This is a genomic window from Pedobacter deserti (genome assembly GCF_024436415.1).
In the GTDB taxonomy this organism is placed as follows: domain Bacteria; phylum Bacteroidota; class Bacteroidia; order Sphingobacteriales; family Sphingobacteriaceae; genus Pedobacter; species Pedobacter faecalis.
In genome coordinates this window covers 2,078,645-2,100,095 of sequence record NZ_JAFMZQ010000001.1, presented here as the reverse complement: position 1 = coordinate 2,100,095, position 21,451 = coordinate 2,078,645, and the positions used below count along the sequence as shown (strand labels likewise).

Here is a 21,451-nt window from a genome sequence, read left to right as displayed (position 1 = left end):
GTATTAACGTTATTAAGTTAACAATAGTTTCTCAACATTCAAAAAATCAACACCAGCTTGTTCCGCACAGATCCGGTCTGCCTCATTACGGCCTACCAGCAATACATCCGCACGATCGAGCTGATGCTCGTCCAGGATCTGAAGAAGTCCGGCGGGCGACGGCTTTAGCTCCGACTCCGCAGCAAAATACACTTTAAGATATTGCTCAAGGCCATGCCATTCCACTTGCCTGATCTTATTGAGCTGCGTAGAAGCATCGCCATTGGTAAACAGAAAAATGTGTTTCCGCTCCACCACAACGGTCTGCAGGAATTGCAATATTTCCTGAAAAAGAAGAAGCTTGAGCGGTAGCTTGGCACTATGCATCAGTAGCTCGAAATTTAACCGGTATTTTTCCGGGAGACCAAACCGTGCAGCAGTCTTACCGAAAACCTCATCCGCGCCCTCCGTCTGATAAACCTGCTGCATGAACGGGACCATTTCCGAGGCGCTGACCTGCTCGCCGTATTCCATAAACTGCGCAAAGAGATAGTATACCTGCAACAAATAGTCCTTTTCAGGATACAGCACATCGTCGAGTTCAAATACGAAAGCAGATTTGCTATTCAGGTAGTCGCTCCAGGTACTCATCTATCGATATTAATCTTCGGCCTCAAGTATCACTACGCCAAACTCTTCAAAAAGAACCGTCGATTTTGAAAGCGCAGAGCGTTCAAAATCATTCATCGGCAAAATGGCGTTCACCTGGTGATCCAGGCAACAGGTGAGCAAAACATGCGCCGTGATCTCCTTATTCAGTTCCCCAAGGGATACAAAACTATACGCTTTTGAGGGGAATGCAGGAACCTCACCATAGTCGGCCAGCACAATTTCAGCCACATCGAACCGCTTCAACATCTTAAGCGCAGCTGACGTTTTGCCGCCGGTAATCATCACTTTCATATAATCAGACCATCTTTCATTGTCACCACCCTATCGCTGATCTTGGCCAAATCCTCATTATGCGTCACAATCACAAACGTCTGCCGGAAACTATCGCGTAGCGTCACAAAAAAGCGATGTAAAGACGCAGCATTTTCCGAATCGAGGTTACCCGAAGGCTCATCCGCCATGACGATAGCCGGGTTGTTGATCAGTGCACGCGCTACCGCTACCCGCTGCTGCTCCCCGCCAGAGAGCTGATTGGGTTTATGATGTGCACGGTCAGTTAAACCGAGCAACTCCAGCAATTCAAAAGCCCGTGCTTCGGCCTGTTTGCGAGGCGTTTTAGCAATAAAGGCCGGTATGCAGATATTTTCAAGTGCGGTAAACTCCGGAAGCAAATGATGGAACTGAAATATAAAACCGATATTCCGGTTGCGGAAAACACTGAGCAGCTCACCCGAAAGCTTGTTCACCTCCGTGCCATTCAGCAATACCGTACCCTCATCAGGCTTATCGAGCGTTCCAAGTATATGCAGCAAAGTACTTTTTCCGGCGCCGGAAGCACCGATGATGCTCACGATTTCTCCCCGGCCTACCTCCAGGTCTACCCCCTTGAGTATATTAAGATTCCCGTACGCTTTTCTGATCCCTGTAGCCTTTAGCATAAGTGCAAACTTACTATAACGGCGGCATAAAAAATAATCTTAAAATTATTTGGTATAAACATGCAATTGACTAACTTTGAAACACAAAGTACTTTAACCATGAACAAGCAGGAAGAGCAACTTAATGCGCTAAACGACATCCGGAAGATAATGGATCGTTCATCCCGTTTCATTTCCTTAAGCGGCTTATCGGGTGTTTTTGCCGGCGTCACTGCCCTGGCAGGTGCCTATATGGCTTACCGGGAACTTCAGCACTATGCCGCGGGCAATTATGGATACGGTACGGATTCCGACATCGACATTGAATATAATCTTCTTAGAATAGCGGTTCTTGTTTTATTTACCGCTATTGTTGGCGGATTGATGCTTTCCTTCCGTCAAAGCAGGAAGAAAGGCCTCCCCTTTTGGGACAAAACAGCGAAGAATCTGCTGCTCAATCTGGCCATTCCGCTTGCCGCCGGAGGCATCTTCATTCTGGCGATGCTTATTGCGCATCCCAACACATTCGGACTTGTAGCGCCCTCCTGCCTCATTTTCTACGGACTCGCCCTCATCAACGCAAGCAAGTATACCTACTCAGACATTCGTTTTCTCGGCTTCTGTGAAATCATGCTGGGCCTTATCTCTATGTTTTATATCGGTTATGGTCTTTATTTCTGGGCAGTGGGTTTTGGCGTGCTTCATATCCTCTACGGCGGAATCATGTACTTTAAGTACGACCGGAGCAACGCATAACATTAATCTTATGAAAAACCCGATAGTAGACTTAAACAAAGTATTCGACAGCCGGATCCGACTCGGCGTGATGTCTGTCCTGATGGTCAACGACAGGGTGAGTTTTAATGATTTGAAACAGCTGCTGGAGCTTACCGATGGAAACCTGGCCTCCCATCTCAATACGCTTGAACAGGCTGAATACATCAAAATATATAAAACCTTTGTAGGCAAGAAAACAAATACCACATACGAGGTGAGCGATTTGGGGCGACAGGCGTTCAAGGCGCATCTGGATGCGCTCGAGAAAATGATTAAAGGCGTTTAATTTTTTTTAACTATATACTTTGAAATACAAAGCACTTTATGAATAAAGAAGACAGAACTATTAAACAGCTAACCCGGCTTTCGGCTATACTGGCTGCCTTTTCCTTTATCGTTGGAACGGCCATCTTCCTAAGCCTTGTCCTTACCAGACACGCTCTCCTCATGGTGGCCGGAGGCATCTTTACCCTGATCGCAGTCGCCGCCAACGGCATTTTACTGCTCACCCTATTGATCGCGATGATCACCTACCCGCATCGGTACTGGCAGATTCTCCAGCTTGCCGGCGTACTACTCTGCAACATCCCGGTCGCCATCGCATACCTGTTATTCGTCGTTCACATCATCAAAATCTAATTAAACTATATGGAAAAGAAAATCGATACCCGGCTCTTAGCCACGCTTGGCGGCGGCATCCTGTTCAGTTACCTGTTTTGGATGGAATATCAGGCGTTAAACCTGTTGGTCTACAGTGTGTTCCTGTTAACCTTCATAGCTTTAGACCGCAGCATGGAGAAAACCAAAAAAATGCTGCTAGCCGGTGCTGCGCACCTTATATCGGCCATCCTGGCCGTCACGCTGCATACCGATCTTACCATCGTTACGTGGTATATCAGTCTGGCGGTATTTACCGGATACACACATTTCCAGGCGATCAGAAGTATATTCACTGCCGTAGGCGGCGCCTTACTCCAGTTTTTCAGCACACCGGTCAATATCATCCGCGGGCTGATCAGCGCGCATTTCGGTTCAGTATCCTTTCAGCCCGTCTTACGCCCCTTAGCCATTGTCACCATACCGCTTTTCCTGCTCCTGCTATTCACCCTGCTGTATGGCAATGCCAGCGCGACTTTCGCGCGGTACCTCGACCAGATTGGCAACGCATTCAGCATCGTTTTCGCTGGTGTATTCGACTTCCTGTTTGCCGATTTAAGCTTCCTGAGGTTCCTGCATCTGATGCTGGGCATCATGTTTACCGGCGCCGTTTTCATCGGCTTTCGCGACAAGGCGCTCGAACGGGCAGAGCTGGCCTGCACAGACCAACTGCAACGCAAAAAGCGTAACCGGGAATCGACCAATATAGGTCAGGAAATGCTTGAGATCCTCGCCGGAACTTTCATCAACAAAAAGATGGCGCTCAAGACGGAAAGCACGATCGCCATCGCATGCTTTATTATGCTCAACCTCCTGTTGCTGAGCTTTAATGTGGTCGACCTCAACACTGTATGGCGCAACGCCTTTGCAAACCCGGCCGGGGCCAACCTCTCGGCTGAATTGCACGATGGTACCAACGCCCTCATCGCAAGCATTATCCTGGCCATGCTGGTCATCATCTACTTCTTCAATGGCAACCTGAACTTCTACAGCCGCAACCGGACCATCCGTATTTTAGCCTATATATGGATGGCACAAAACGCCTTTCTCGTGCTTTCCGTGCTCGTCAGGGATCTCAACTACATTGCCGCAATGGGCCTCACCTATAAGAGGATCGGCGTCATCGTATTCCTGCTCTTATGCAGCGCCGGACTAGTCACGGTCTACATCAAGGTCGCGGCCAGGAAAACCATCTTTTACCTGCTCAGGGTCAACACGCTGATCTGGTATTGCCTGTTACTCACCTTCAGCTTTGTAAACTGGGATGTGCTCATTGTGCAATACAACATTGCCAACAGAAACAGCATCCAACTAGACCTCGATCACCTGCAGTCTATGTCCGACAAAACCCTGCCCCTGCTTTGGGCGCACAAAGAAATACTCAGGAAATACGAACCCGTGTATGACGAGATAGTTATTGAACCTCCATACGGCGGCGGTCACAGCCGGGCGATTACAAAAAGGGTACCCCGGTTAAAGTCTGCATTAGAGGAAAACCTTCGCAACAGAATAACAGCGTTTCAGAAACGCTATGCCAAACAAAGCTGGCAATCCTACAATTATGCAGATCAAAAAACCTGGGAATATTTCAAAACAGCCAAAAAATAGTCGTAACAATACAATGCGGTTTCTTGGTATAAAGACTGGGAAATTGTAGATTTGGACAAATTTTTTCAGAATGAATATTCACGAATATCAAGGTAAAGAAATACTTAAGAGTTTTGGAGTAGCCGTGCAGGAAGGCATCGTTGCCGACACGGTAGAACAAGCTGTAGAAGCTGCTAAAAAAATGAAAACCGACTTTAATTCCGACTGGGTTGTGGTAAAAGCACAGATCCATGCAGGCGGACGTGGTAAAGGCGGTGGCGTTAAATTAGCCAAAAACCTTGACGAGGTGAAGGAGAGAGCAGGTGCTATTATCGGCATGCAGCTCGTAACCCCGCAAACTGGTCCGGAAGGCAAGAAAGTTAATAAAGTACTTATTGCGCAGGATGTTTATTACCCAGGTCCTTCAGAAACAAAGGAGTTTTACATGAGCGTACTGCTAGACCGTGCAAACGGGCACAACATCATCATGTACTCTACCGAAGGTGGTATGGACATTGAAGAGGTTGCTGAAAAAACCCCTCACCTGATATTTAAAGAAGCGGTTGACCCGAAAGTGGGCCTGCAAGGTTTCCAGGCACGTAAAATTGCCTTCAACCTTGGGCTAAGCGGTGCAGCCTTCAAAGAAATGGTAAAGTTTGTAAGTGCTTTGTATAAGGCGTACGACAATACCGATTCGGCGATGTTCGAGATCAACCCTGTATTGAAAACATCCGATGACAAGATCATCGCCGTAGATGCTAAGGTAAATCTTGACGAAAACGCCCTGTTCCGCCATGCTGATTATGCAGCAATGCGCGACAAAACGGAAGAAGATCCTACCGAAGTTGAAGCAAGCGAGTCTAACCTGAACTATGTGAAACTTGACGGAAACGTAGGTTGTATGGTAAACGGTGCTGGTTTGGCTATGGCGACGATGGATATCATCAAGATCGCTGGTGGTGAGCCTGCAAACTTCCTTGACGTGGGCGGTACCGCAAATGCACAAACGGTAAAAGCAGCTTTCAACATCATTTTGAAAGACCCTAACGTAAAAGCTATCCTGATCAACATCTTCGGTGGTATTGTTCGTTGCGACCGTGTAGCACAAGGTGTTATTGATGCCTATAAAGAGATCGGTAACGTTCCTGTTCCAATCATCTGCCGCCTGCAAGGTACAAACGCAGAAGAGGCTAAAAAACTGATCGACGAGTCAGGATTAAAGGTTTACTCAGCTATCGCACTGAAAGATGCGGCAGACCTGGTAACTAAAGTGCTGGCTTAGTAAGAAAAACGGACTGATCGAGCATCAGATTCAATAAAAAAAGGGATATCCAGAACGGTATCCCTTTTTTTGTCTGCTAACATATGCGTTTTATTTGAACTTATGGCTACTTGATTATGGTGCAACTGCAGCCATAATTATTGCTGGAGCTGCAGCCAGAATTATCGCTGAACCTGCAACCATTTAAAGGTTGCCGGATCCGCTTCGAGTACATCTACCCCACCTTGTCCGGGCTTAAAGGCAATATCGATAACCGCCGTTGCCCGTGGCGAAACCCGGGTGTCCGACCGGTGGGTATGCAACACATATCGCAGTTTACCTTCTTTGTCCGCAAATACATCACCGTGCCCTGAGCCATTATATCCGACAGTCTTCCTGCTGATAATCGGATTGCCCTCATACTTCTTCCATGGTCCGGTTGGAGAAGTTGCCGTAGCATAGCCTACCGCATAATCCTTGTTACGGAAATCATTCGAAGAATAGATCAGATAGTACAGTCCCTTATGCTTGAACACAGTCGGCCCCTCCGCCACAGGCCAGTCAGAACCCGCAGTATTCTCCCACTCAGCAGTGCTGGCTATACATTCTTTTTCCGTGCCGGGAATAATGTCCGATAAATCCTTCTTCATTTCCACCACAAAAATCCGGTTGCCCTCTTGTAATTTAACATGATACAAGTACACCTTACCGCCGTCGAAGAACACGAACGGATCAATTTGCTTGCCCGATCCGCTCAGGGCGACCGGGTGGGTCTGCTTAAACGGTCCGGCGGGACTAGCAGCTTTGGCGATGGCAATTTGCTCATCGGCCGTGTAGGCCATATAATAATTACCTTTATGCTTAAATATCTGCGGCGCCCAGAAACCGCCATCGCCGAAGGCATCGCCTTTTTTAAGCGCCAGGCCGTCAGGCCGCTCAATGGCTTTCCATGAAATCAAATCGGCCGACTCATAAGCGCGAAAGCCCATGGGGCTGCTTGTTCCATACAAAAAATACTTGCCTTTATCGGCAAAAACTGTAGGATCGGCCAGGAATACAGAAGGTTGCTGGGCAACACTCTCCAGCGATGTAAAACTGAGCGCGCCGACTAAAAAGCCAGCCAGAACTTTAGAACATTTCATATCAGCTAAAGCTAAGAAAATTTGCGCTCAACGAGCCCTAAAATCAATGCTAAGGGCAAAGGTTTATGGTGTGGAAAGTGCAATGCATCCTTGGTATTCTTTCCACGGTATGCCATAGCTTCAGCATCCAGCTCCTTATCATAGAAAGGATACATACCGATATGCTTTTTGTAACCAGCAACATATACATGCGCTCCCTGAAGCCCGAACGCAGGCATATTGTACCGGATACTTTCTTCAACCTCAGGAAAGGCATCTAAAATAGCCTCCCGAAGCTCACGGAGCCTCAACTGCACCGGTTCGTCCAGACCAATCAGATACGTCTCAAAATCTTTTGGTTTCATATACTTACTTCTACTCTTTAGCCCAAACGGTCGCCCCGATAATGACGAGCCCCGCAAGCCCACTGGTTACCGCCGCGAAAGGGAAAAAGTAAATATACTCCATTACGCCAAAATACAAATAAGCCAGGCCAAGCGGAAACATCAGTTTAGTCACTGCTGGCCTGTAGGCCGCGACTAGTCCTTTGTATTTAACACAATATAATTTTCGTTTGAACTATAGTATAAACATTTGTTTATATTTGTCGTTAAATGTACTACAAAAACATTGGTTAATAAATCTATGGCAGATGTTGCTGATATTGTAAAGGTTTCTGAGGATTGGAACATTGATAAGAGTTCTCATAACGTTTTCTCAAGCGACGAAGTTATCACAGCTTATTTTAAAGGAAAAAAAGAGGGTTTGAAAGCCTATCAACAGTCGTTATTGGACTCATTGAATAAAAATGTCGATGAGTGCGCAAAACAAACATACCAAATTTTAGATTACCTGAATGCAAAGAAGTTCTCCAGGTCATCCGCCTACCTTAAAATCCTGCAATGGAACGTCTTGAAAGTGCTTATTCCTGTCAAAGAAGAGGATTTTCTAAGCAGTGATTTCCTTAGTACTTACGATTTCGTAAGCGACATAGAAGAAAAATCTTGCAGTAGCACCTATGCCGTAACATTTTCCTTCCTGGACTATTCAGAAAATGTAAACGAGAAGAATCTTCACTCGGACGGTTTTATTTTAAAGCTGAAAACCAGATGAGGCTGGAACATGGCGAACACAACGAATCTTTAAGTGACTTTTTGCTTTCCCATGAAAACGGAAGGTACAATGATTGGGTAGTGACCACAGCGTTTTATGCCTGCATACATTTTGTTGAGCATAAGATATTTCCTTGTAAAGTTGATGGAATTGATCACGGGACCTTTGAGGAATATTGTGATTATGAACACAATGAACAGAACAACCATAACAGCAAACATGGCTTAAAAGCTAACTTGGTGAAATCAAGAATACCGGGAATAAACAGGCAGTATAGATTCCTTATGGATGCCTGCATGAATTCAAGATACAATGACTATCATGTTTCGAACGCTAAAGCCAAGACATGTAATGACACAATGAAAGTCATTAAAAAATCTTGCATCTAGAATTATATGTTAATCCCATAAAAACTCGGTCGAAATCTGTATTCTGACTTAGAAAGAGGCTCTATTTATACGCAATCTTGTACATCGTTCCGTTCATTTCAAGCAACTCCGGCCGCTGCTTCTTGGGATAACTGAACATCAGCACCCTTTTTGTCTGCTCACCTGGACTTAGCTTTAAGTTAGCCCCCGCGCCAATAACCACCAATGTAGCCTGATAAATCTTTGCAACAGGGTACTTCATTTTCGTATCGGCGTTCAGCAAGTAAATTTTGGTTAGATCTACTACCTCTTCGGAATTCGTATTATTGGTAAGCAGTAACCACATGTTCACAAAAGTATGCCCCTTTGGCGGAACCAGCATACGGTTTCCCCAGGCAGACTGGCCGTCGCTCGATTGGACTTTCAAGATGTCGACCTGGATATCCTTCTGGTAAGTGAGTTTGTTTTCCGCGACTTCATAATGGACTGAGCATGCAGTGAGCATGCAGATTAGGCAGAGTAGACCTGTGTGGCTAATAAATCTAGAGCTGAGCATGTTTGATATTTAGATACACGAATATAGAAAATTTTCCGGCAGCTGAAACAAATCGTTAAATTATCGGTCTCATAGCTAACCACTTACAAACCATAAAAATGATCCTAAAACGCTACATTTTTTTATCAATCCTTTTCGTGCCTCAGCTCTTGCTGGCACAAAACACCAACACGCTTTCTGGCGAACTAAGCACGAAAATAGACGGCATCTTTTCCAGATGGGACAAGCCCAACAGCCCGGGCTGCGTAGTTGGCATTGTCAGGAACGATTCGCTCATCTTTGCGAAGGGCTACGGCATGGCAAATCTGGAATATAACATCCCCAACTCACCGGAAACCATCTACCACATGGCCTCGGTATCTAAACAGTTTACAGCTTACGCTATGATTCTGCTCGCGAGGCAGGGCAAGCTGCAACTGGATGATGATATCCGCAAATACCTCCCCTGGTTTCCAGATCTGGGGCACAAGATCAGCATCCGCCACCTGCTGCACCATACCAGTGGCATCCGCGATCAGTGGCAGCTCCTGGCCATCTCCGGCACCAGGATAGACGATGTGATCACTCAAGAGCACATTGTGAAAATATTGAGCAAGCAACAAGCACTCAACTTTAAGCCAGGCGAACGCTTTAGCTACTCCAACAGCGGATACACCATGATGGCTGAAATCGTAAAGGCAGTCACCGGACAGACGTTGCGGCAATTCACCGACTCAGCCATCTTTAAGCCGCTAGGCATGCGGCAGACACACTTTCACGACGACTATACCGAAATCGTAAAGAACCGGTCTTATTCCTATTACCCAAAAGACCAGCATGGCTATGGGAATAGCATCCTGTCTTATTCCAACGCCGGTGCCACCAGCCTTTTCACCAATGTAAATGACATGGCCAAATGGGTGAGCAACTTCTACCAACCCAAGTCGGGAACATTGCAAGACATTGAAACTATGGTTACAAAAGGCAAATTAAACGACGGCAGGGAAGACCACTACGCGCTAGGCATTGTAAATACTTTATACAGAGGGCAAAAGCTTTATAACCACAACGGCGGAGACGCAGGTTACCGGACTGTAGTCAATGTATTTCCCGACAAGAAAATGGGTTTTATTGTATTCAGTAACTTGGGCAACTTTGACATGAGCACAGTCAACCAAATGGCCGATCTCTTTATTAAAGAGCCGCCCGCTGCAGCCAACGCGGTTTCCAAGACTATAGACTCCAGCAAAGCTGTGTTGCAAAACCTAAGCAGCCTTAAGCCGTTTCTGGGCGATTACCTGTCGGACGACGGCGCCCAGTATAAATTCAACATCAGTAACCAAAAACTTTTCGGCCAGCGGCAAAATAGAAAAGAGTTGCTGATCCAAACCAGCCAAGACACATTCATTGTAGCCTCAAATCCTCAATTGAAATTTGTTTTCAGCACGACCAAAACAGGCGACACGCTGCTTCGGGAAATATGGCCAGGCGGTATGGTATTCAAAAAATATACCTTGAAAGCCCCGGATGCTAAGCAACTAAAAACCTACACCGGCACCTATCATTGCCCGGAACTTGATTGTAAATACAATATCGTACAAAAAGGAGATGGATTAGTGCTCAGCCACAGCAAATATGACGACATCCCTCTTAATTTTACCGGACGCGATCACCTTCGCAGCAGTGCGTGGTGGTTTGGTCACATAAAAATCCTGCGCAATGCAAAAGATCAGGTTATAGGGTTTGAAGTCAATGATGGCCGCATTATGCATCTCAGGTTCAACAAAGTTTTGCAGTAACTATCAGGCCAACTGCACAGCTTTATCAGAACACTAAATCGACTATTTGCAGATCACTCATGGCTGGAACATGTATACTACCAAGTAGCATATAACTTGATAATACTTAGATAATAATTGGATAATAAATAGGGGGTTGGTATATCGTTGGTATATCCTTGACATATCCTTGATATATCGTTGGTATATCCAATAGATATGGTAACGATATGTCAAGGATATCGAAACATATTCTTAATTATCCACTTATTATCTGCTTATATTGTAAAAATTATGTAATTATACACTTCTATAACCAGACGATTCTAAATGTTATAGTAAATTAGAATCAAACTACGTCACCATCAATCAAAATGTAAACTATGGCTACAGCACCAAACGGCCCACTCGGCCATCATCAGGGTAAGGTCGGCAACATCGTATACTATATGTTAAACGGCCAGCCTGTCGCGCGCAACATTGGACGGAGTACCAAGCCTCCTACCGAAGATCAGAAACAGCATAGGCGTAAATTAAAGGTAGTCAATACTTTTTTAAAGACCTTCAAAGATTTTATCAATATTGGCTTTCAGGGATTGACCCGCGGAACAAAGCAAAACGCTTTTAATCTTGCCAGTAAAGCAAATTTTCACCATATCCTGAAAGGCGAGTATCCCGACTATCAGATCGATTACTCCAGGTTGATGCTCAGCCAGGGACCGTTGAAGCCTGCGGCGAATGCCTCTGTGAAGGTTGAGGGGGATGGACTGCTGTTCAACTGGGAAACCGACCCGATGATGCCTTATTCGGAGGCTACGGAACAAGCCATGTTGCTGGCTTATTTCCCGGAAGAAGAACAGCAGATCAATATGCCTTTTGGTGCACTACGCCAGTCTGGAACCGCTGTGCTTCCCTTACCGGAGAACCTTAGGGAGGCTTATATGGAGGTTTATATCTCATTTATCTCGGCCGACCGGTCGCAGGTAGCAGACAGCGCATACCTGGGCAGTTTGAATGGGCATGAACAGGAAGGCTGATAATGCAACAATAAGATTATTAATATGTTAAGCATATCGTTATGGGTATTATAGATTCAGGGATCCTCGGCGGCTTCCGAAACAAAACAGGCCCGGTGAGCGGCCGCAAGCATATGGGGCAGGATGTAATCACTTCTGCATATCGAAAGAGTAAAAAACCCTTGACACCGGCACAGCTTTACGAGCAGGAAAAGCTTGGTATGCTGAGCAGCTTTTTGAACAGTATTAGCATGCTTACTGATCCTGGCTTTAAAAAGTTTGCAAAAAAAATGAGCGCCGTTAATGCTGCTGTATCTTACAATTATCCTAAGGCTTTTCTTTATTCGGAAGATTATCAGCCTGATATGAAGGAGCACCTGCCTGGACTGATCGAGCTGAATTACCCGGCATTGGTGTACAGCCGTGGCGACATTGCAAGTCCGGATGGCCTGCGCATCAGGCGCGATGGCGATATAGTAACCTTTAGCTGGGCCGCAAGACAGCAATCGCAGTACTGTCAGCATACCGATCTGGCTTCTGTATTGGTGTACTTTCCGCAGGCAAAGCGCGTACTTATAAAGCACAATGCCGCTCAAAGGCACCAGCTGGGACTAGAGGTTAAGGTACCGCATTCGTTTAACGGATTGCTTCACTGCTATATTAGTTTTACTTCGGCTGATGAAAAAATTACCGGCAACAGCAAGTATGCGGGTTGGCTGGAGCCTGTAGCTGAAGGTAATCAGGAATAATTTCTTAAATTGCGTAAAACTAAAGTGTTATGAAAAGAAACCTTCTGCTCCTGCTTGCCTTTATCACGCTAACGGGGATAGTCCGCGCGCAGGAAACCAAAGATGCTAAAGCAAGTGCGGTAAACTTATATAATCCGAAGGCAAACGCACGGGCAGATATAGATGCGGCAGTGGCCCGGGCGAACAAGGGCGACAAGCATGTTTTTATACAGGTAGGCGGCAACTGGTGTGTGTGGTGCATCGCTTTTCATAACATGGTGGAGCAAACGCCGGAGGTCAAAAACTACCTGACCGCCAACTATGAAACGGTTCTGGTCAACTATAGCCAGGAAAATAAAAATGCTGAAGTGCTTAAAAGTCTGGGTTATCCCGGCAGGTTTGGATTTCCTGTATTTGTGATACTTGATGGCGAAGGCAAATTGCTTCACATACAAAACTCTGCTTACCTGGAAGAAGGCAAGGGCCACAGTGTGAAAAAGGTAATGGATTTTCTGAAGGGATGGACCTCTGCGGCGATTAAGCCTGAAAATAATAGTTACTAAGAAATTTCAAAGCGACCGCCCCTAAGTCCTACAGCGTAAAAGCTACGCAACAGCTGGTTAAGTTCAACGCGTTTTTTCTTGCTCATGGCTGGGTACGCGGGAAGATATACAAGGTTTTCGAGAATAAGCGACTTATCCCCTTCGGTGATATCCTGCTGTGAAGCTATCCGTATATCCGGCGATAAAGTCATGCGTATTTCCGGCTGCCAAGTAATCAGACTTGAAGCCTTTTGCGTTGCGTCGAAACCGTGTTGTCGCAAAAGTTTTATTAATGTGACTGGTTTATCGGTTGCTACGGGCATCACCCAGTGGGTGTGCCGCCCGTTCATCCCCCCTACTTTGTACCTTTCCGGCAGGTCGGCTAATAGATCTTTGGCCAAATCTACGCGAAGAGTAATCTCACGGTCGTTAAACCGGTTCATCCTATACCACAGCAACTTCAAATTTGGCAAGCAAGGCTGATAGCGGATCTGGCTAAGGAAGTTTTTTCCCGGAAACCCTCTGGTAAGGCCACCTAATACCTGATCGATATCGCGCCCGGTGGCCGTGACTAGCTTGTACAGGATGGTAAACAAAAATCTGCTGACTAGTATCTTCATAAAGAAAGCCTTAATAAGCCTCACTGCATATTCCCGTTGACTTGCTACGGGATATTGTGCATGCAGGCGGACCAATTGTTGTAATAAAGCAGGTCGCCTGACTTTTATAACAGCTCCTTTTACTGCGGTGTGGGTTTTGATCAGTCCGAAACTGAACATGACAACGTCTGAATAATCATGACCGGCGTAAAAGTTGCCAGCGTAAGCCTGGGCGCAGTCTTCTATAACGAGTAGCTCCTTTGCCCGGGCCACTGAAACGATCTCGTCTATATCCATAATAGCGCCAAACAGATGGGTAATCAGTATTGCTCTGGTTTCGGTGGTGATGGCCTCCCGGATCTGAGCTGCTGACAGACCTAATGTTGCACGGTCGACAGCCAAACCCACCGGCTTCAGCTTGTGCGCAGAAATGATATCGAACATTCCGGGTATATTGACATTTGTGACCAGGATTTCGGCGCCAGCGGGAAGGTTAAGTGCAGAAAGGACCAAGTCGAAGCCAGTGCGGACAGAGAGGCATAGAAAGTCAGACCCCTCAGTTAAGGGCGCATTGACCCTCGCAGGCTGGCTGCTCCAGTAATACCAAAGGCCTCTGATTAAATCTTTGTAACCGATATCTAACTTACCTCTTGGGATCATGATTGGCTAAAATACTCATTGCTATCACATTAAATTGGTATATTGGATATAATTTCCGAGCGCTAAAACCAAAGTAATGGCAAAGACAAACTATAAAACCATCGACGAGTACCAGATTACCTTTCCTGCAGAGATCCAGGACAGAATGCAGCAGATCCGGGAAATCATACATGAGGTATGTCCGGAAGCGGAGGAAGTCATCAGCTATCAGATTCCCTGTTTTAAGTATAAAGGTTACCTGATTTACTATTCTGCGTATGCGAAGCACATCTCTTTGTCCTACCCTTTCAGTGCTGAATTGCTAAGTCATTTTAAAGCGGATTTACGGCCCTACAAAGTGAGTAAATCCGCTATACAATTGCCGAATACGGAACCGCTGCCTTTAGATTTTATCGAGAGGCTCGTCGCGTTTAGAAAGATGGAGAATGAAGGAATTGTATTGCGGGATAAATAACTAATCCGAGTTTTAGCAGTCATTAAATATGTATTTATGAGCACTTTATCAGTAATACCGCGCAAACCGCTGGAAAAATTATCATTGATATGGCTTCAAACATTCTGCATCTTTTCCTTATTACTATTTTTCTCCTTAACGGCTAACGGACAGTCTTACTTCAAGGACTTCCTAAGAGAAGAGGGGCTTATTTTCACCAAACCCAAGGACTTCAAGCTTGTCATTATTGATGATGACAAAGAAGATATTGAGTTAAAATGCTTAAATGCGGCGGGTAAAAAAATTACAGAGTCTGGTGACTACTACCTTATCAATCAAGACAAATCCGTCATTATTCTGATACAGGAAATGGGCTATAAGGAAATGAAGGGAATCTTACACCCCTACTGGTTGGATGATAACCGTAGCTTCCAACTGGACGCGCAGAAATATGCAAATGAGAAAGATAACCGGATAAAATATTATAGTTCCAACAAGCTCCGAGAGATCAATGCGGATGGCGCAGCTGAATTTGAGTGCGCCTGCGAAGGCGTATCAGACGCATCCAAATACAAAGATTTCAAAAGAATCAATATTTCAAAAGCGTTCCGAAGTAATTATAATTTCATATATATGTTTACAGACACCAGTAGCAAACATCAAAAGGATGTGATGGAAAAGACCTGGACAATGCTGAAGTTTTCCCCGGATCGTCAAATGAAACTAAATAGAAACAGGCTTGCTGCTGATCATTATGGAAACATAGAATTATCACAAAACATGGATTCGCTGACAAATATTTGGAATAGAGGGTCTGTGTATGGCAATCTATTTTATTTTAACAGGGAAGCCTATGCTGTGAGACAAGGGGATTTGATTATAAGCATCCAATATCCGACAAACGACAAATGGCCTTACTTTAACAAGAAGAGCAAGCAACGTAATCCCGTACAAGGGGACGGGAAAGCTGAGTACAGTGAACTTGCCAATGATGCAGATAGCCGAAAAAAATGGGCCTTGGCTAATGAAGACTTCAAGAAATATCTCGCGCTTTCGGCAGGTACGCCTAGAAAACTGTCTAAGGCTTTGTTGCAAGAAGTCTCCGCAGACGATGGCTATATATTCAACTTCAAGCATGCCGAAGATGACTTATATAGAACTGAGTACCAAGACTGTATCGCCGTGCTGCTGCATAAATTAGATGTAGGTTCTATAATAATTAAGTATTATTTCAAAGGTAATGAAGAATCTGCGCGTGCAGCAGTCGAGACACAATGGGGCTTTGTTCGCTTTCAGGACAACGACTATTTCGAGTCACACAAAGCAAACATTTTCGCTTTCTAGTACTCCTCGTGGATTTATGATAAAACGTCATCACTTTTTCCAATGTGTCAAAAGAGGAAATAGAAATGCGCTCTGCTGCCTGGAAGAAATTCGTGAAATCGGATTGCTTGTCCAAGAAATATGGATAATTCCTTGAAGGCGGATTTACAGTCTTACAAAGTGAGTAAATCCGCTAGACAATTCAGGTTCAAACGGTTAAGCCTTAGCTCAAGTCACCGATGCTCTTTTTAACAGAGCTGATCTGCTTCGACCAGGTCCGTATATGAAAGAGAAGCTGTACGGCGATCAGAAGGATTAAAATCCCAAGCAGGTAATATTTTGTTGTGTCGAACTCGATGTTGTATGAAAAGAACAGCAGTAACCCTGAAGTGAAAATAACCCGCAGTACTACGGAATTGATGGCGTATCTCTGAAGTTTGCGCAGATAGTTTTGCAGGGATTCAGAGATGGTTGTTCCCTTCATGAGATTTTTCGACAGATCATAGCCAACGATATTATGCATCAGTGAGGCCAAAACCGCTATGATCAGAGTGATATTGACGCCGATGGGCTTCTGTTCACCGTCGAACATGGTGTAGTAACAGCTCACGAAGGCTGTCCAGCCCACAACTTCGATGGTAAGTTGCTTGCGTATTTGTTTCAATACCGGATGTTTGTTTTCTAAAAGCATGCCCTGCAGATCGGCGAGGCCTTTTTCAACATTATTGGTGGCTTTCCATTCAGATTTTAGTTGTTCCAGTTCCATGTTGCTGTAGTTTTTGAAGTTTATTTTTGATTCTGTTTAATTTTACTGCGATGTTATTTTCTGTAGTACCGATGACTTCAGCGATTTCCTTGTGACTCATCTCGTCCAGATACAGGGCCACGATAGCGCGCTCGCCTTCGCTGAGTTGTTTAAGAAGTATGAACAGCCGCTCTTGCCGGTAAAGTTGTTCCTCGCTGCGTTCAGCAGCAGGTAAGTCGGGAAGATCTGTTTCGTATCGAATGTCCGGGCGCCTTTTCCTAAAAGAGGCTAGCGCTGTATTGAGTGCCACCCGGTACATCCATGTGCTTACTTTTGATTCAGACCTATAGCCAGGACAGGCCTTCCATAGTTGATACGTGATCTCCTGAAACAGATCTTCCCGATCTTCCGCGCTTTCTTTGTACAAACGGCAGACCTTGTGTATAATGCCTTGATGCTCGTGCAGCATCTTTAGAAATGATTGTTCATCCATTACCGTTATTGAATATATACCATTTTATTAGTTTATTCAATAAGTTGCAATGCTTGTGCATTTCTTACATTGGTCGACCGGTTTTTATGGCTATACGCTAATGCCCGGGCTCGTAAATGATCCTCAGAAATGAGCTAAACCGTTCATTTTCGCGGTTTACGGGTATCCCGGTCACGATTCCGATCATGAGATTTTCAGCTATGGCAACCCTGAGCTGTGGTCTGATCGTCATGTCAAAATCGGAGTCACGGAATTCCTTATTCATTTCCAGGCCAATGAAATTTCTGCTGCCGCGGATCATGTAATGGACGCTGGTATTGTGCTGCCAGCTCATCTCCCGACGGTGTCCGCGGTGATGCGAAATGTTCGGGCCCGTGTATATGAGCGAATGGAAGCTGCTCCCCCATCGCTTTGCAACAATGAAGAACGGACTGTATAGATGGCCTAGAAATGCACCGTGCCGGTAGTCACGAAAGGGCGACAATTCGAATTCATGCATATAGCCCACAGCCATCGAGGTTTGCCATGCAGGCGATACAAAGAAGGAATACTGGGTAGCGAGTTTGAGGCTGTTTAAACGGTTTCCGGGGATTGAATCAGGGTTTGTATTCCGCTGGTTCCTGTAATAAAAGGTAAAGGGCAATTCTACCTCGAAGCCCAGGCGGTTGACGGGCGCAAACTCATATTCTACAAGCGCAGTGTAGGCGTCAAACTTGTTGTTGTCGGTTAGCCCCATGCCTATGTTCCATTCCCGTTCTCCCTTGCGGGCGCCCAGATCGCGGATCAGGTCGACATACAAAGGCTCGGCGTGCTCTACTTTGGCGGGCAGACTGTCGGTGGTTTTACCTGGGGCATTTGAGTTTTGAGCGTGTATATAAAAAGAATTCGCTGTCACCATGGCAACAGCCATGAGAAAGCCAGATATAATTTTCATTAATCAGGTTTTAAAGTGTTAAAATACGTTTGTTGAAAAGCAGTAGCAGCTATGGAGTGCTACAGCTGTTGATTGTGAGATCGTATTAACACTCTGGCGGAGGAGAGATTTCGCCCGGCAGGCAATCAGTCATCACCTCCAGATAATGAAAGTCGGGATCTGCGATTTCCTGCCAGGCTATTTTTTGAGCCGTTTGCAGTTCCAGGCTCGGTGCTATCCACATGAATTTCAGGATACCATCATCGCCCTGGTCCTGGGTTTCCGGAACTGATTTTTGGAATAAGAACTCGGAAACCAATTCATAGATACTCTCAATCCGGTTTACGCTAAGATCTTCCATGTAGGTGGGCTGACCATTAACAACGGCCAGATGGCGGGCCGGGCTAATGGACAAATTGATCATTTGCAGCAGCAACATATAGCTGATGAAACGAACGAAATGGAAGCTTGCCAGATACCTAAACATTGGCAGCAAAGATAGTAAATCTATATGCTGTCTTGCGAATTCCTATATGCCCGCCTTACGAATCGGGAGCACGAAGGTCGTCGCTAGCCAGTGAATTTTTCCAGGGGTCGTCGGGAGCTGTGAGCGGGGCGTTTCCGGTTAAAGAAACGTTCGGATCGGCGGCTACCCCTAAGTCGTCAAACGAGGTTCCGCTACGGAACATATGTTCATTCCTTATACAGTATTTTACGGCTTCGTAAATGGCTATGCCGATAAGCGCATGTTTGATGAATCCCATAACTTTCAGGTTTGCTTTTACAACAAGTACGTCCTTAAAAAGGTTTGCCGGGACTAGTCCCGGCCATATAGCCCATTAGGCTTAAATGGAATATTTGTTTATATTGTAACGGAAACATGGATTAACTCTAATGGTATGCCTCATGAAAAGTCCCGTCGTACGCGTACGCTTACTTTATGTTACTTTTTAGTAAGCCTGGGGCTGATGTGCCTGGCTTCTTGCCAGAGTAACAGCGAGAACCAGCGTATAAATGACCCTAAGCGGGCAGACAGCCTTATACAGCGGGCCGATGACCTGATAAATGCAGGAGAAATAGATCGTTCCCTCAGGTATTTAGATTCAAGTTATGCCAAATTTAACAATGCCGGGCGTATCGACAACTGGAAACGTTATCGACATCTTTGCTATTTTTACATAAACTATAAGTTCAGTGCCCAGAAAGCCAATTTATACGTCGACAGTATGTTTCGGGTCCTGAAAGGACTGGAAGATGACCACAAAAATGAGTATGCCCACAGCATGTTTAGCAGAGGCGATGTTTTGCGTGCGCAAAATCACTATAATGAAGCTTTTTATAAGTACTATGAGGGCAGGCAATACGCCCTTCAGAACCTGGATACTTGTGACCTTGGCAGTTTCACAAACAGACTGGGTTTAATCAGATACGCCCAGCAGGATTTCCTTAAGGCGGTGAGCTATTTTAAACAGGCGCAGGCAGAACTGAGCCACTGCCAGGATTCCTCATCTACTTTCGAAACCTCTTTCATGCTTCCACAGTCGATATATAATAATATCGCTTTTAGCTACGAACAGGCCGGAAAGGCAGATAGCGCCCTCATATATTACCGTATCGGTCTTGAGTACATAGAGCGTGAGCAGCCTAAATATCCCGACAGAAAGGCCTATATCGAATCGGCAGTTGGGGTGTTTTGCGGAAATCTTGGCGGTCAGTATGCCCTGATAGGAAAAACAGCAGAAGCCGAAAAATATCTGAAAAGAAGCATAGCATTGAACGATCGCGAGGGCTATGCAAGAGAGGATGCGACCACGGCCAAGACCAAACTCGCTGTTTTATACATCAAACAATCGAAACTCGACGCTGCACGACAATGGATTGAGAGTATCGAAGGCGACCTGGCCAGAGAGCAAGGCAGCAATCATCAACAGCAGGTGAGGTACCGAAATGTGGTGAAGCTCAAAGCGGAATATTACCAAAAAGCGGGTAATCTGCAGAAGGCACTAGCTTACATGACTGAGTCGGCCGCCCTGAGGGATTCGGCTTGGAACGCCGAGAAAAAAATGCGTAGCATAGATATGGATGCGACTTTCAGGGAGGCTGAACAGGCTCATCAGCTTGAACTGGCGGAAAAGAACAGTCAGATCAAAACCTCTTATCTGGCGGCCGCTATAGTCTTTTCTATCATAACTATCGCCTTCCTGCTTGTAATGTGGTTTAACCTAAGGCGTACCCGCAATCACTTGAAAGAACTAAGAATACTAAATAAAAAGGTCACCCAGCAAAACGGTCAGCTCAGCAATACTTTGAGACTCTTAAGACAGAGTCAGGAGGAAAACACACGGCTGACCCGCGTCGTTGCGCACGATTTACGAAGTCCGATCGGAGCTATATTTATGGGCTGCTCATTGATCATGCACAAAGATTGTCCAAATGCGGAAGACATCGAGCTTATCGAAATGATGAAAAAGTCGGCCTCCGATTGTCTCGCGCTTGTTGACGACATACTGCAGCCTAAAAACGAGAATGGCAAGCTGCAAAAGCAAGCTGAAAATCTGCACGAGATATTACGTTTCTGTACAGATCAGCTCAGAAGCAAAGCAGCTCAGAAACAGCAAACCTTAACTTTTGAGGGGATAGATATTCGGGCACAGGTGAATGCGGAGAAGCTATGGAGGGTAATGACAAACCTGATTGGCAATGCCATCAAATTTAGTCCGGAGAACTCTGAAATTAGGGTAAATCTAACGAAGTCAGGGGAACAAGCGCTTATTACGGTTGCTGACAACGGCATCGGTATCCCGGAAGAACTGAGGGATAAAATATTCAGCGCTCCAGCCGAGGCCAGCCGAAGAGGCACCGCTGGAGAAGAAACATTCGGACTGGGCTTGGCTATATCGAGACAAATTGTACTTGCTCACAACGGTAAGATATGGTTCGACACAATTCCTGGAAAAGGCACTACCTTTTATATAGAGCTACCCACAGGCATCGACGACTTTACGGCTGATTCTATTTAATGATCGTTTAAAAAAAAGAAGAGGCCTACAACTATCCAATTGTAGGCCTCTCTAACCAAATATAAATTAAACGAGCATTACAAATATAGGGACTTTTCGACATTAACAAACAAATTGCACTAAATTTTTTAAAAAAATAAGTGATTTAGCGAAAAACATCAAAAATAAGATCACTATGCATGTAAAAAACCAGCAAAAACAACATAAACAGATT

At 45.4% G+C, this 21,451-nt stretch carries 27 protein-coding genes; 14 read left to right on the top strand and 13 right to left on the bottom strand.

Annotated features, from left to right (window positions below):
• Window positions 1-12: 12 nt before the first annotated feature.
• From J3P40_RS09535 to J3P40_RS09525, 3 genes are read right to left on the bottom strand one after another with little or no spacing between them, the layout of a single operon-like run.
• Window positions 13-630 carry an HAD family hydrolase gene (locus J3P40_RS09535; protein WP_256004914.1) on the bottom strand — a complete coding sequence of 206 codons (618 nt, stop codon included), beginning with the start codon at window positions 628-630 and terminating at the stop codon, window positions 13-15.
• 9 nt (window positions 631-639) lie between these two features.
• Window positions 640-942 (bottom strand): ATP-grasp domain-containing protein, encoded by a 303-nt coding sequence (locus J3P40_RS09530; protein ID WP_256004913.1) that lies wholly within the window; start codon window positions 940-942, stop codon window positions 640-642.
• Window positions 939-1,589, bottom strand: a complete 651-nt coding sequence (locus tag J3P40_RS09525; RefSeq protein WP_256004912.1) for an ABC transporter ATP-binding protein — start codon at window positions 1,587-1,589, stop codon at window positions 939-941. The genes J3P40_RS09530 and J3P40_RS09525 overlap by 4 nt, the downstream gene beginning before the upstream one ends.
• Window positions 1,590-1,688: 99 nt before the next feature.
• Between J3P40_RS09525 and J3P40_RS09520 the strand changes: the two genes are divergently transcribed.
• The 5 genes from J3P40_RS09520 (at window position 1,689) to sucC (ending at window position 5,871) form a co-directional block, all read left to right on the top strand.
• A complete protein-coding gene (locus J3P40_RS09520) occupies window positions 1,689-2,324 on the top strand; it encodes a hypothetical protein (protein WP_256004911.1) in 636 nt (211 codons plus the stop codon).
• Between the two features lie 10 nt (window positions 2,325-2,334).
• Window positions 2,335-2,631 (top strand): winged helix-turn-helix domain-containing protein, encoded by a 297-nt coding sequence (locus tag J3P40_RS09515; protein WP_256004910.1) that lies wholly within the window; start codon window positions 2,335-2,337, stop codon window positions 2,629-2,631.
• Between the two features lie 38 nt (window positions 2,632-2,669).
• On the top strand, window positions 2,670-2,984 hold the full coding sequence (locus J3P40_RS09510; protein WP_256004908.1) for a hypothetical protein: 315 nt from the start codon (window positions 2,670-2,672) through the stop codon (window positions 2,982-2,984).
• 9 nt (window positions 2,985-2,993) lie between these two features.
• Window positions 2,994-4,610 (top strand): DUF4153 domain-containing protein, encoded by a 1,617-nt coding sequence (locus tag J3P40_RS09505; RefSeq protein ID WP_256004907.1) that lies wholly within the window; start codon window positions 2,994-2,996, stop codon window positions 4,608-4,610.
• Window positions 4,611-4,680: 70 nt separating this feature from the next.
• Entirely contained in the window at window positions 4,681-5,871 is a 1,191-nt protein-coding gene (sucC, locus tag J3P40_RS09500; RefSeq protein WP_256004906.1) for an ADP-forming succinate--CoA ligase subunit beta, read from the top strand.
• A gap of 161 nt (window positions 5,872-6,032) precedes the next feature.
• On the opposite strand, the gene J3P40_RS09495 is transcribed toward sucC, so the two are convergent.
• Genes J3P40_RS09495 through J3P40_RS09485 form a run of 3 tightly spaced genes read right to left on the bottom strand, consistent with a single transcriptional unit; the run spans window position 6,033 to window position 7,478 of the window.
• The gene (locus J3P40_RS09495; RefSeq protein ID WP_256004905.1) at window positions 6,033-6,992 is read right to left on the bottom strand and encodes a glycoside hydrolase family 43 protein; all 960 of its coding nucleotides are present in this window, start codon (window positions 6,990-6,992) and stop codon (window positions 6,033-6,035) included.
• 11 nt (window positions 6,993-7,003) lie between these two features.
• Window positions 7,004-7,336: an iron chaperone gene (locus tag J3P40_RS09490; protein ID WP_256004904.1), complete on the bottom strand. Its 333-nt coding sequence runs from the start codon at window positions 7,334-7,336 to the stop codon at window positions 7,004-7,006.
• Between the two features lie 10 nt (window positions 7,337-7,346).
• On the bottom strand, window positions 7,347-7,478 hold the full coding sequence (locus J3P40_RS09485; protein WP_256004903.1) for a hypothetical protein: 132 nt from the start codon (window positions 7,476-7,478) through the stop codon (window positions 7,347-7,349).
• A gap of 138 nt (window positions 7,479-7,616) precedes the next feature.
• On the opposite strand from J3P40_RS09485, the gene J3P40_RS09480 reads away from it, so the two are divergent.
• On the top strand, window positions 7,617-8,084 hold the full coding sequence (locus tag J3P40_RS09480) for a hypothetical protein (RefSeq protein WP_256004902.1): 468 nt from the start codon (window positions 7,617-7,619) through the stop codon (window positions 8,082-8,084).
• Entirely contained in the window at window positions 8,081-8,473 is a 393-nt protein-coding gene (locus tag J3P40_RS09475) for a hypothetical protein (protein ID WP_256004901.1), read from the top strand. The genes J3P40_RS09480 and J3P40_RS09475 overlap by 4 nt, the downstream gene beginning before the upstream one ends.
• Before the next feature lie 61 nt (window positions 8,474-8,534).
• Here the strand turns inward: J3P40_RS09475 and J3P40_RS09470 are convergent, their stop codons facing one another.
• Window positions 8,535-8,957, bottom strand: coding sequence for a hypothetical protein (locus J3P40_RS09470; RefSeq protein WP_256004900.1), 423 nt, complete (start codon window positions 8,955-8,957; stop codon window positions 8,535-8,537).
• A 149-nt stretch (window positions 8,958-9,106) separates the two neighbouring features.
• Here J3P40_RS09470 and J3P40_RS09465 point away from each other — a divergent pair, with 149 nt between their 5' ends.
• The 4 genes from J3P40_RS09465 to J3P40_RS09450 all read left to right on the top strand — a co-directional run bounded on the left by J3P40_RS09465 (window position 9,107) and on the right by J3P40_RS09450 (window position 13,072).
• Window positions 9,107-10,786: a serine hydrolase domain-containing protein gene (locus J3P40_RS09465; protein WP_256004899.1), complete on the top strand. Its 1,680-nt coding sequence runs from the start codon at window positions 9,107-9,109 to the stop codon at window positions 10,784-10,786.
• Between the two features lie 362 nt (window positions 10,787-11,148).
• A complete protein-coding gene (locus J3P40_RS09460; protein WP_256004898.1) occupies window positions 11,149-11,802 on the top strand; it encodes a DUF6266 family protein in 654 nt (217 codons plus the stop codon).
• Between the two features lie 41 nt (window positions 11,803-11,843).
• Window positions 11,844-12,530, top strand: a complete 687-nt coding sequence (locus J3P40_RS09455) for a DUF6266 family protein (RefSeq protein ID WP_256004897.1) — start codon at window positions 11,844-11,846, stop codon at window positions 12,528-12,530.
• A gap of 29 nt (window positions 12,531-12,559) precedes the next feature.
• The gene (locus tag J3P40_RS09450; RefSeq protein WP_256004896.1) at window positions 12,560-13,072 is read left to right on the top strand and encodes a thioredoxin family protein; all 513 of its coding nucleotides are present in this window, start codon (window positions 12,560-12,562) and stop codon (window positions 13,070-13,072) included.
• Here J3P40_RS09450 and J3P40_RS09445 read toward each other — a convergent pair.
• Complete coding sequence (locus J3P40_RS09445) at window positions 13,069-14,310, bottom strand: DegT/DnrJ/EryC1/StrS family aminotransferase (RefSeq protein WP_256004895.1); 1,242 nt, start codon at window positions 14,308-14,310, stop codon at window positions 13,069-13,071. The two genes, J3P40_RS09450 and J3P40_RS09445, sit on opposite strands and share 4 nt — an antisense overlap.
• 76 nt (window positions 14,311-14,386) lie before the next feature.
• On the opposite strand from J3P40_RS09445, the gene J3P40_RS09440 reads away from it, so the two are divergent.
• Together J3P40_RS09440 and J3P40_RS09435 are read left to right on the top strand one after the other, a co-directional pair.
• Window positions 14,387-14,764, top strand: coding sequence for an iron chaperone (locus J3P40_RS09440; protein ID WP_256004894.1), 378 nt, complete (start codon window positions 14,387-14,389; stop codon window positions 14,762-14,764).
• Window positions 14,765-14,800: 36 nt separating this feature from the next.
• Entirely contained in the window at window positions 14,801-16,087 is a 1,287-nt protein-coding gene (locus J3P40_RS09435) for a hypothetical protein (RefSeq protein ID WP_256004893.1), read from the top strand.
• A 202-nt stretch (window positions 16,088-16,289) separates the two neighbouring features.
• Here J3P40_RS09435 and J3P40_RS09430 read toward each other — a convergent pair whose 3' ends face one another.
• From J3P40_RS09430 to J3P40_RS09410, 5 genes are all read right to left on the bottom strand, one after another.
• Window positions 16,290-16,832: a hypothetical protein gene (locus J3P40_RS09430; protein WP_256004892.1), complete on the bottom strand. Its 543-nt coding sequence runs from the start codon at window positions 16,830-16,832 to the stop codon at window positions 16,290-16,292.
• Window positions 16,807-17,304 carry an RNA polymerase sigma factor gene (locus tag J3P40_RS09425; RefSeq protein WP_256004891.1) on the bottom strand — a complete coding sequence of 166 codons (498 nt, stop codon included), beginning with the start codon at window positions 17,302-17,304 and terminating at the stop codon, window positions 16,807-16,809. Before J3P40_RS09425 ends, J3P40_RS09430 begins: the two co-directional genes overlap by 26 nt.
• Window positions 17,305-17,401: 97 nt before the next feature.
• Entirely contained in the window at window positions 17,402-18,238 is an 837-nt protein-coding gene (locus J3P40_RS09420) for an HAEPLYID family protein (RefSeq protein WP_256004890.1), read from the bottom strand.
• 85 nt (window positions 18,239-18,323) lie between these two features.
• Window positions 18,324-18,704, bottom strand: a complete 381-nt coding sequence (locus tag J3P40_RS09415) for a hypothetical protein (RefSeq protein WP_256004889.1) — start codon at window positions 18,702-18,704, stop codon at window positions 18,324-18,326.
• 55 nt (window positions 18,705-18,759) lie between these two features.
• Complete coding sequence (locus J3P40_RS09410; protein WP_256004888.1) at window positions 18,760-18,981, bottom strand: hypothetical protein; 222 nt, start codon at window positions 18,979-18,981, stop codon at window positions 18,760-18,762.
• A gap of 135 nt (window positions 18,982-19,116) precedes the next feature.
• Between J3P40_RS09410 and J3P40_RS09405 the strand changes: the two genes are divergently transcribed.
• Window positions 19,117-21,237 (top strand): ATP-binding protein, encoded by a 2,121-nt coding sequence (locus J3P40_RS09405; RefSeq protein WP_256004887.1) that lies wholly within the window; start codon window positions 19,117-19,119, stop codon window positions 21,235-21,237.
• Window positions 21,238-21,451 lie beyond the last annotated feature (214 nt).

Bases quoted from the DNA above. Each gene is read 5' to 3' on its own strand.
- J3P40_RS09535 (WP_256004914.1), bottom strand. From the start codon at position 630: ATGAGTACCTGGAGCGACTACCTGAATAGCAAATCTGCTTTCGTATTT.
- J3P40_RS09530 (WP_256004913.1), bottom strand. From the start codon at position 942: ATGAAAGTGATGATTACCGGCGGCAAAACGTCAGCTGCGCTTAAGATG.
- J3P40_RS09525 (WP_256004912.1), bottom strand. From the start codon at position 1,589: ATGCTAAAGGCTACAGGGATCAGAAAAGCGTACGGGAATCTTAATATA.
- J3P40_RS09520 (WP_256004911.1), top strand. From the start codon at position 1,689: ATGAACAAGCAGGAAGAGCAACTTAATGCGCTAAACGACATCCGGAAG.
- J3P40_RS09515 (WP_256004910.1), top strand. From the start codon at position 2,335: ATGAAAAACCCGATAGTAGACTTAAACAAAGTATTCGACAGCCGGATC.
- J3P40_RS09510 (WP_256004908.1), top strand. From the start codon at position 2,670: ATGAATAAAGAAGACAGAACTATTAAACAGCTAACCCGGCTTTCGGCT.
- J3P40_RS09505 (WP_256004907.1), top strand. From the start codon at position 2,994: ATGGAAAAGAAAATCGATACCCGGCTCTTAGCCACGCTTGGCGGCGGC.
- sucC (WP_256004906.1), top strand. From the start codon at position 4,681: ATGAATATTCACGAATATCAAGGTAAAGAAATACTTAAGAGTTTTGGA.
- J3P40_RS09495 (WP_256004905.1), bottom strand. From the start codon at position 6,992: ATGAAATGTTCTAAAGTTCTGGCTGGCTTTTTAGTCGGCGCGCTCAGT.
- J3P40_RS09490 (WP_256004904.1), bottom strand. From the start codon at position 7,336: ATGAAACCAAAAGATTTTGAGACGTATCTGATTGGTCTGGACGAACCG.
- J3P40_RS09485 (WP_256004903.1), bottom strand. From the start codon at position 7,478: ATGTTTCCGCTTGGCCTGGCTTATTTGTATTTTGGCGTAATGGAGTAT.
- J3P40_RS09480 (WP_256004902.1), top strand. From the start codon at position 7,617: ATGGCAGATGTTGCTGATATTGTAAAGGTTTCTGAGGATTGGAACATT.
- J3P40_RS09475 (WP_256004901.1), top strand. From the start codon at position 8,081: ATGAGGCTGGAACATGGCGAACACAACGAATCTTTAAGTGACTTTTTG.
- J3P40_RS09470 (WP_256004900.1), bottom strand. From the start codon at position 8,957: ATGCTCACTGCATGCTCAGTCCATTATGAAGTCGCGGAAAACAAACTC.
- J3P40_RS09465 (WP_256004899.1), top strand. From the start codon at position 9,107: ATGATCCTAAAACGCTACATTTTTTTATCAATCCTTTTCGTGCCTCAG.
- J3P40_RS09460 (WP_256004898.1), top strand. From the start codon at position 11,149: ATGGCTACAGCACCAAACGGCCCACTCGGCCATCATCAGGGTAAGGTC.
- J3P40_RS09455 (WP_256004897.1), top strand. From the start codon at position 11,844: ATGGGTATTATAGATTCAGGGATCCTCGGCGGCTTCCGAAACAAAACA.
- J3P40_RS09450 (WP_256004896.1), top strand. From the start codon at position 12,560: ATGAAAAGAAACCTTCTGCTCCTGCTTGCCTTTATCACGCTAACGGGG.
- J3P40_RS09445 (WP_256004895.1), bottom strand. From the start codon at position 14,310: ATGATCCCAAGAGGTAAGTTAGATATCGGTTACAAAGATTTAATCAGA.
- J3P40_RS09440 (WP_256004894.1), top strand. From the start codon at position 14,387: ATGGCAAAGACAAACTATAAAACCATCGACGAGTACCAGATTACCTTT.
- J3P40_RS09435 (WP_256004893.1), top strand. From the start codon at position 14,801: ATGAGCACTTTATCAGTAATACCGCGCAAACCGCTGGAAAAATTATCA.
- J3P40_RS09430 (WP_256004892.1), bottom strand. From the start codon at position 16,832: ATGGAACTGGAACAACTAAAATCTGAATGGAAAGCCACCAATAATGTT.
- J3P40_RS09425 (WP_256004891.1), bottom strand. From the start codon at position 17,304: ATGGATGAACAATCATTTCTAAAGATGCTGCACGAGCATCAAGGCATT.
- J3P40_RS09420 (WP_256004890.1), bottom strand. From the start codon at position 18,238: ATGAAAATTATATCTGGCTTTCTCATGGCTGTTGCCATGGTGACAGCG.
- J3P40_RS09415 (WP_256004889.1), bottom strand. From the start codon at position 18,704: ATGTTTAGGTATCTGGCAAGCTTCCATTTCGTTCGTTTCATCAGCTAT.
- J3P40_RS09410 (WP_256004888.1), bottom strand. From the start codon at position 18,981: ATGGGATTCATCAAACATGCGCTTATCGGCATAGCCATTTACGAAGCC.
- J3P40_RS09405 (WP_256004887.1), top strand. From the start codon at position 19,117: ATGCCTCATGAAAAGTCCCGTCGTACGCGTACGCTTACTTTATGTTAC.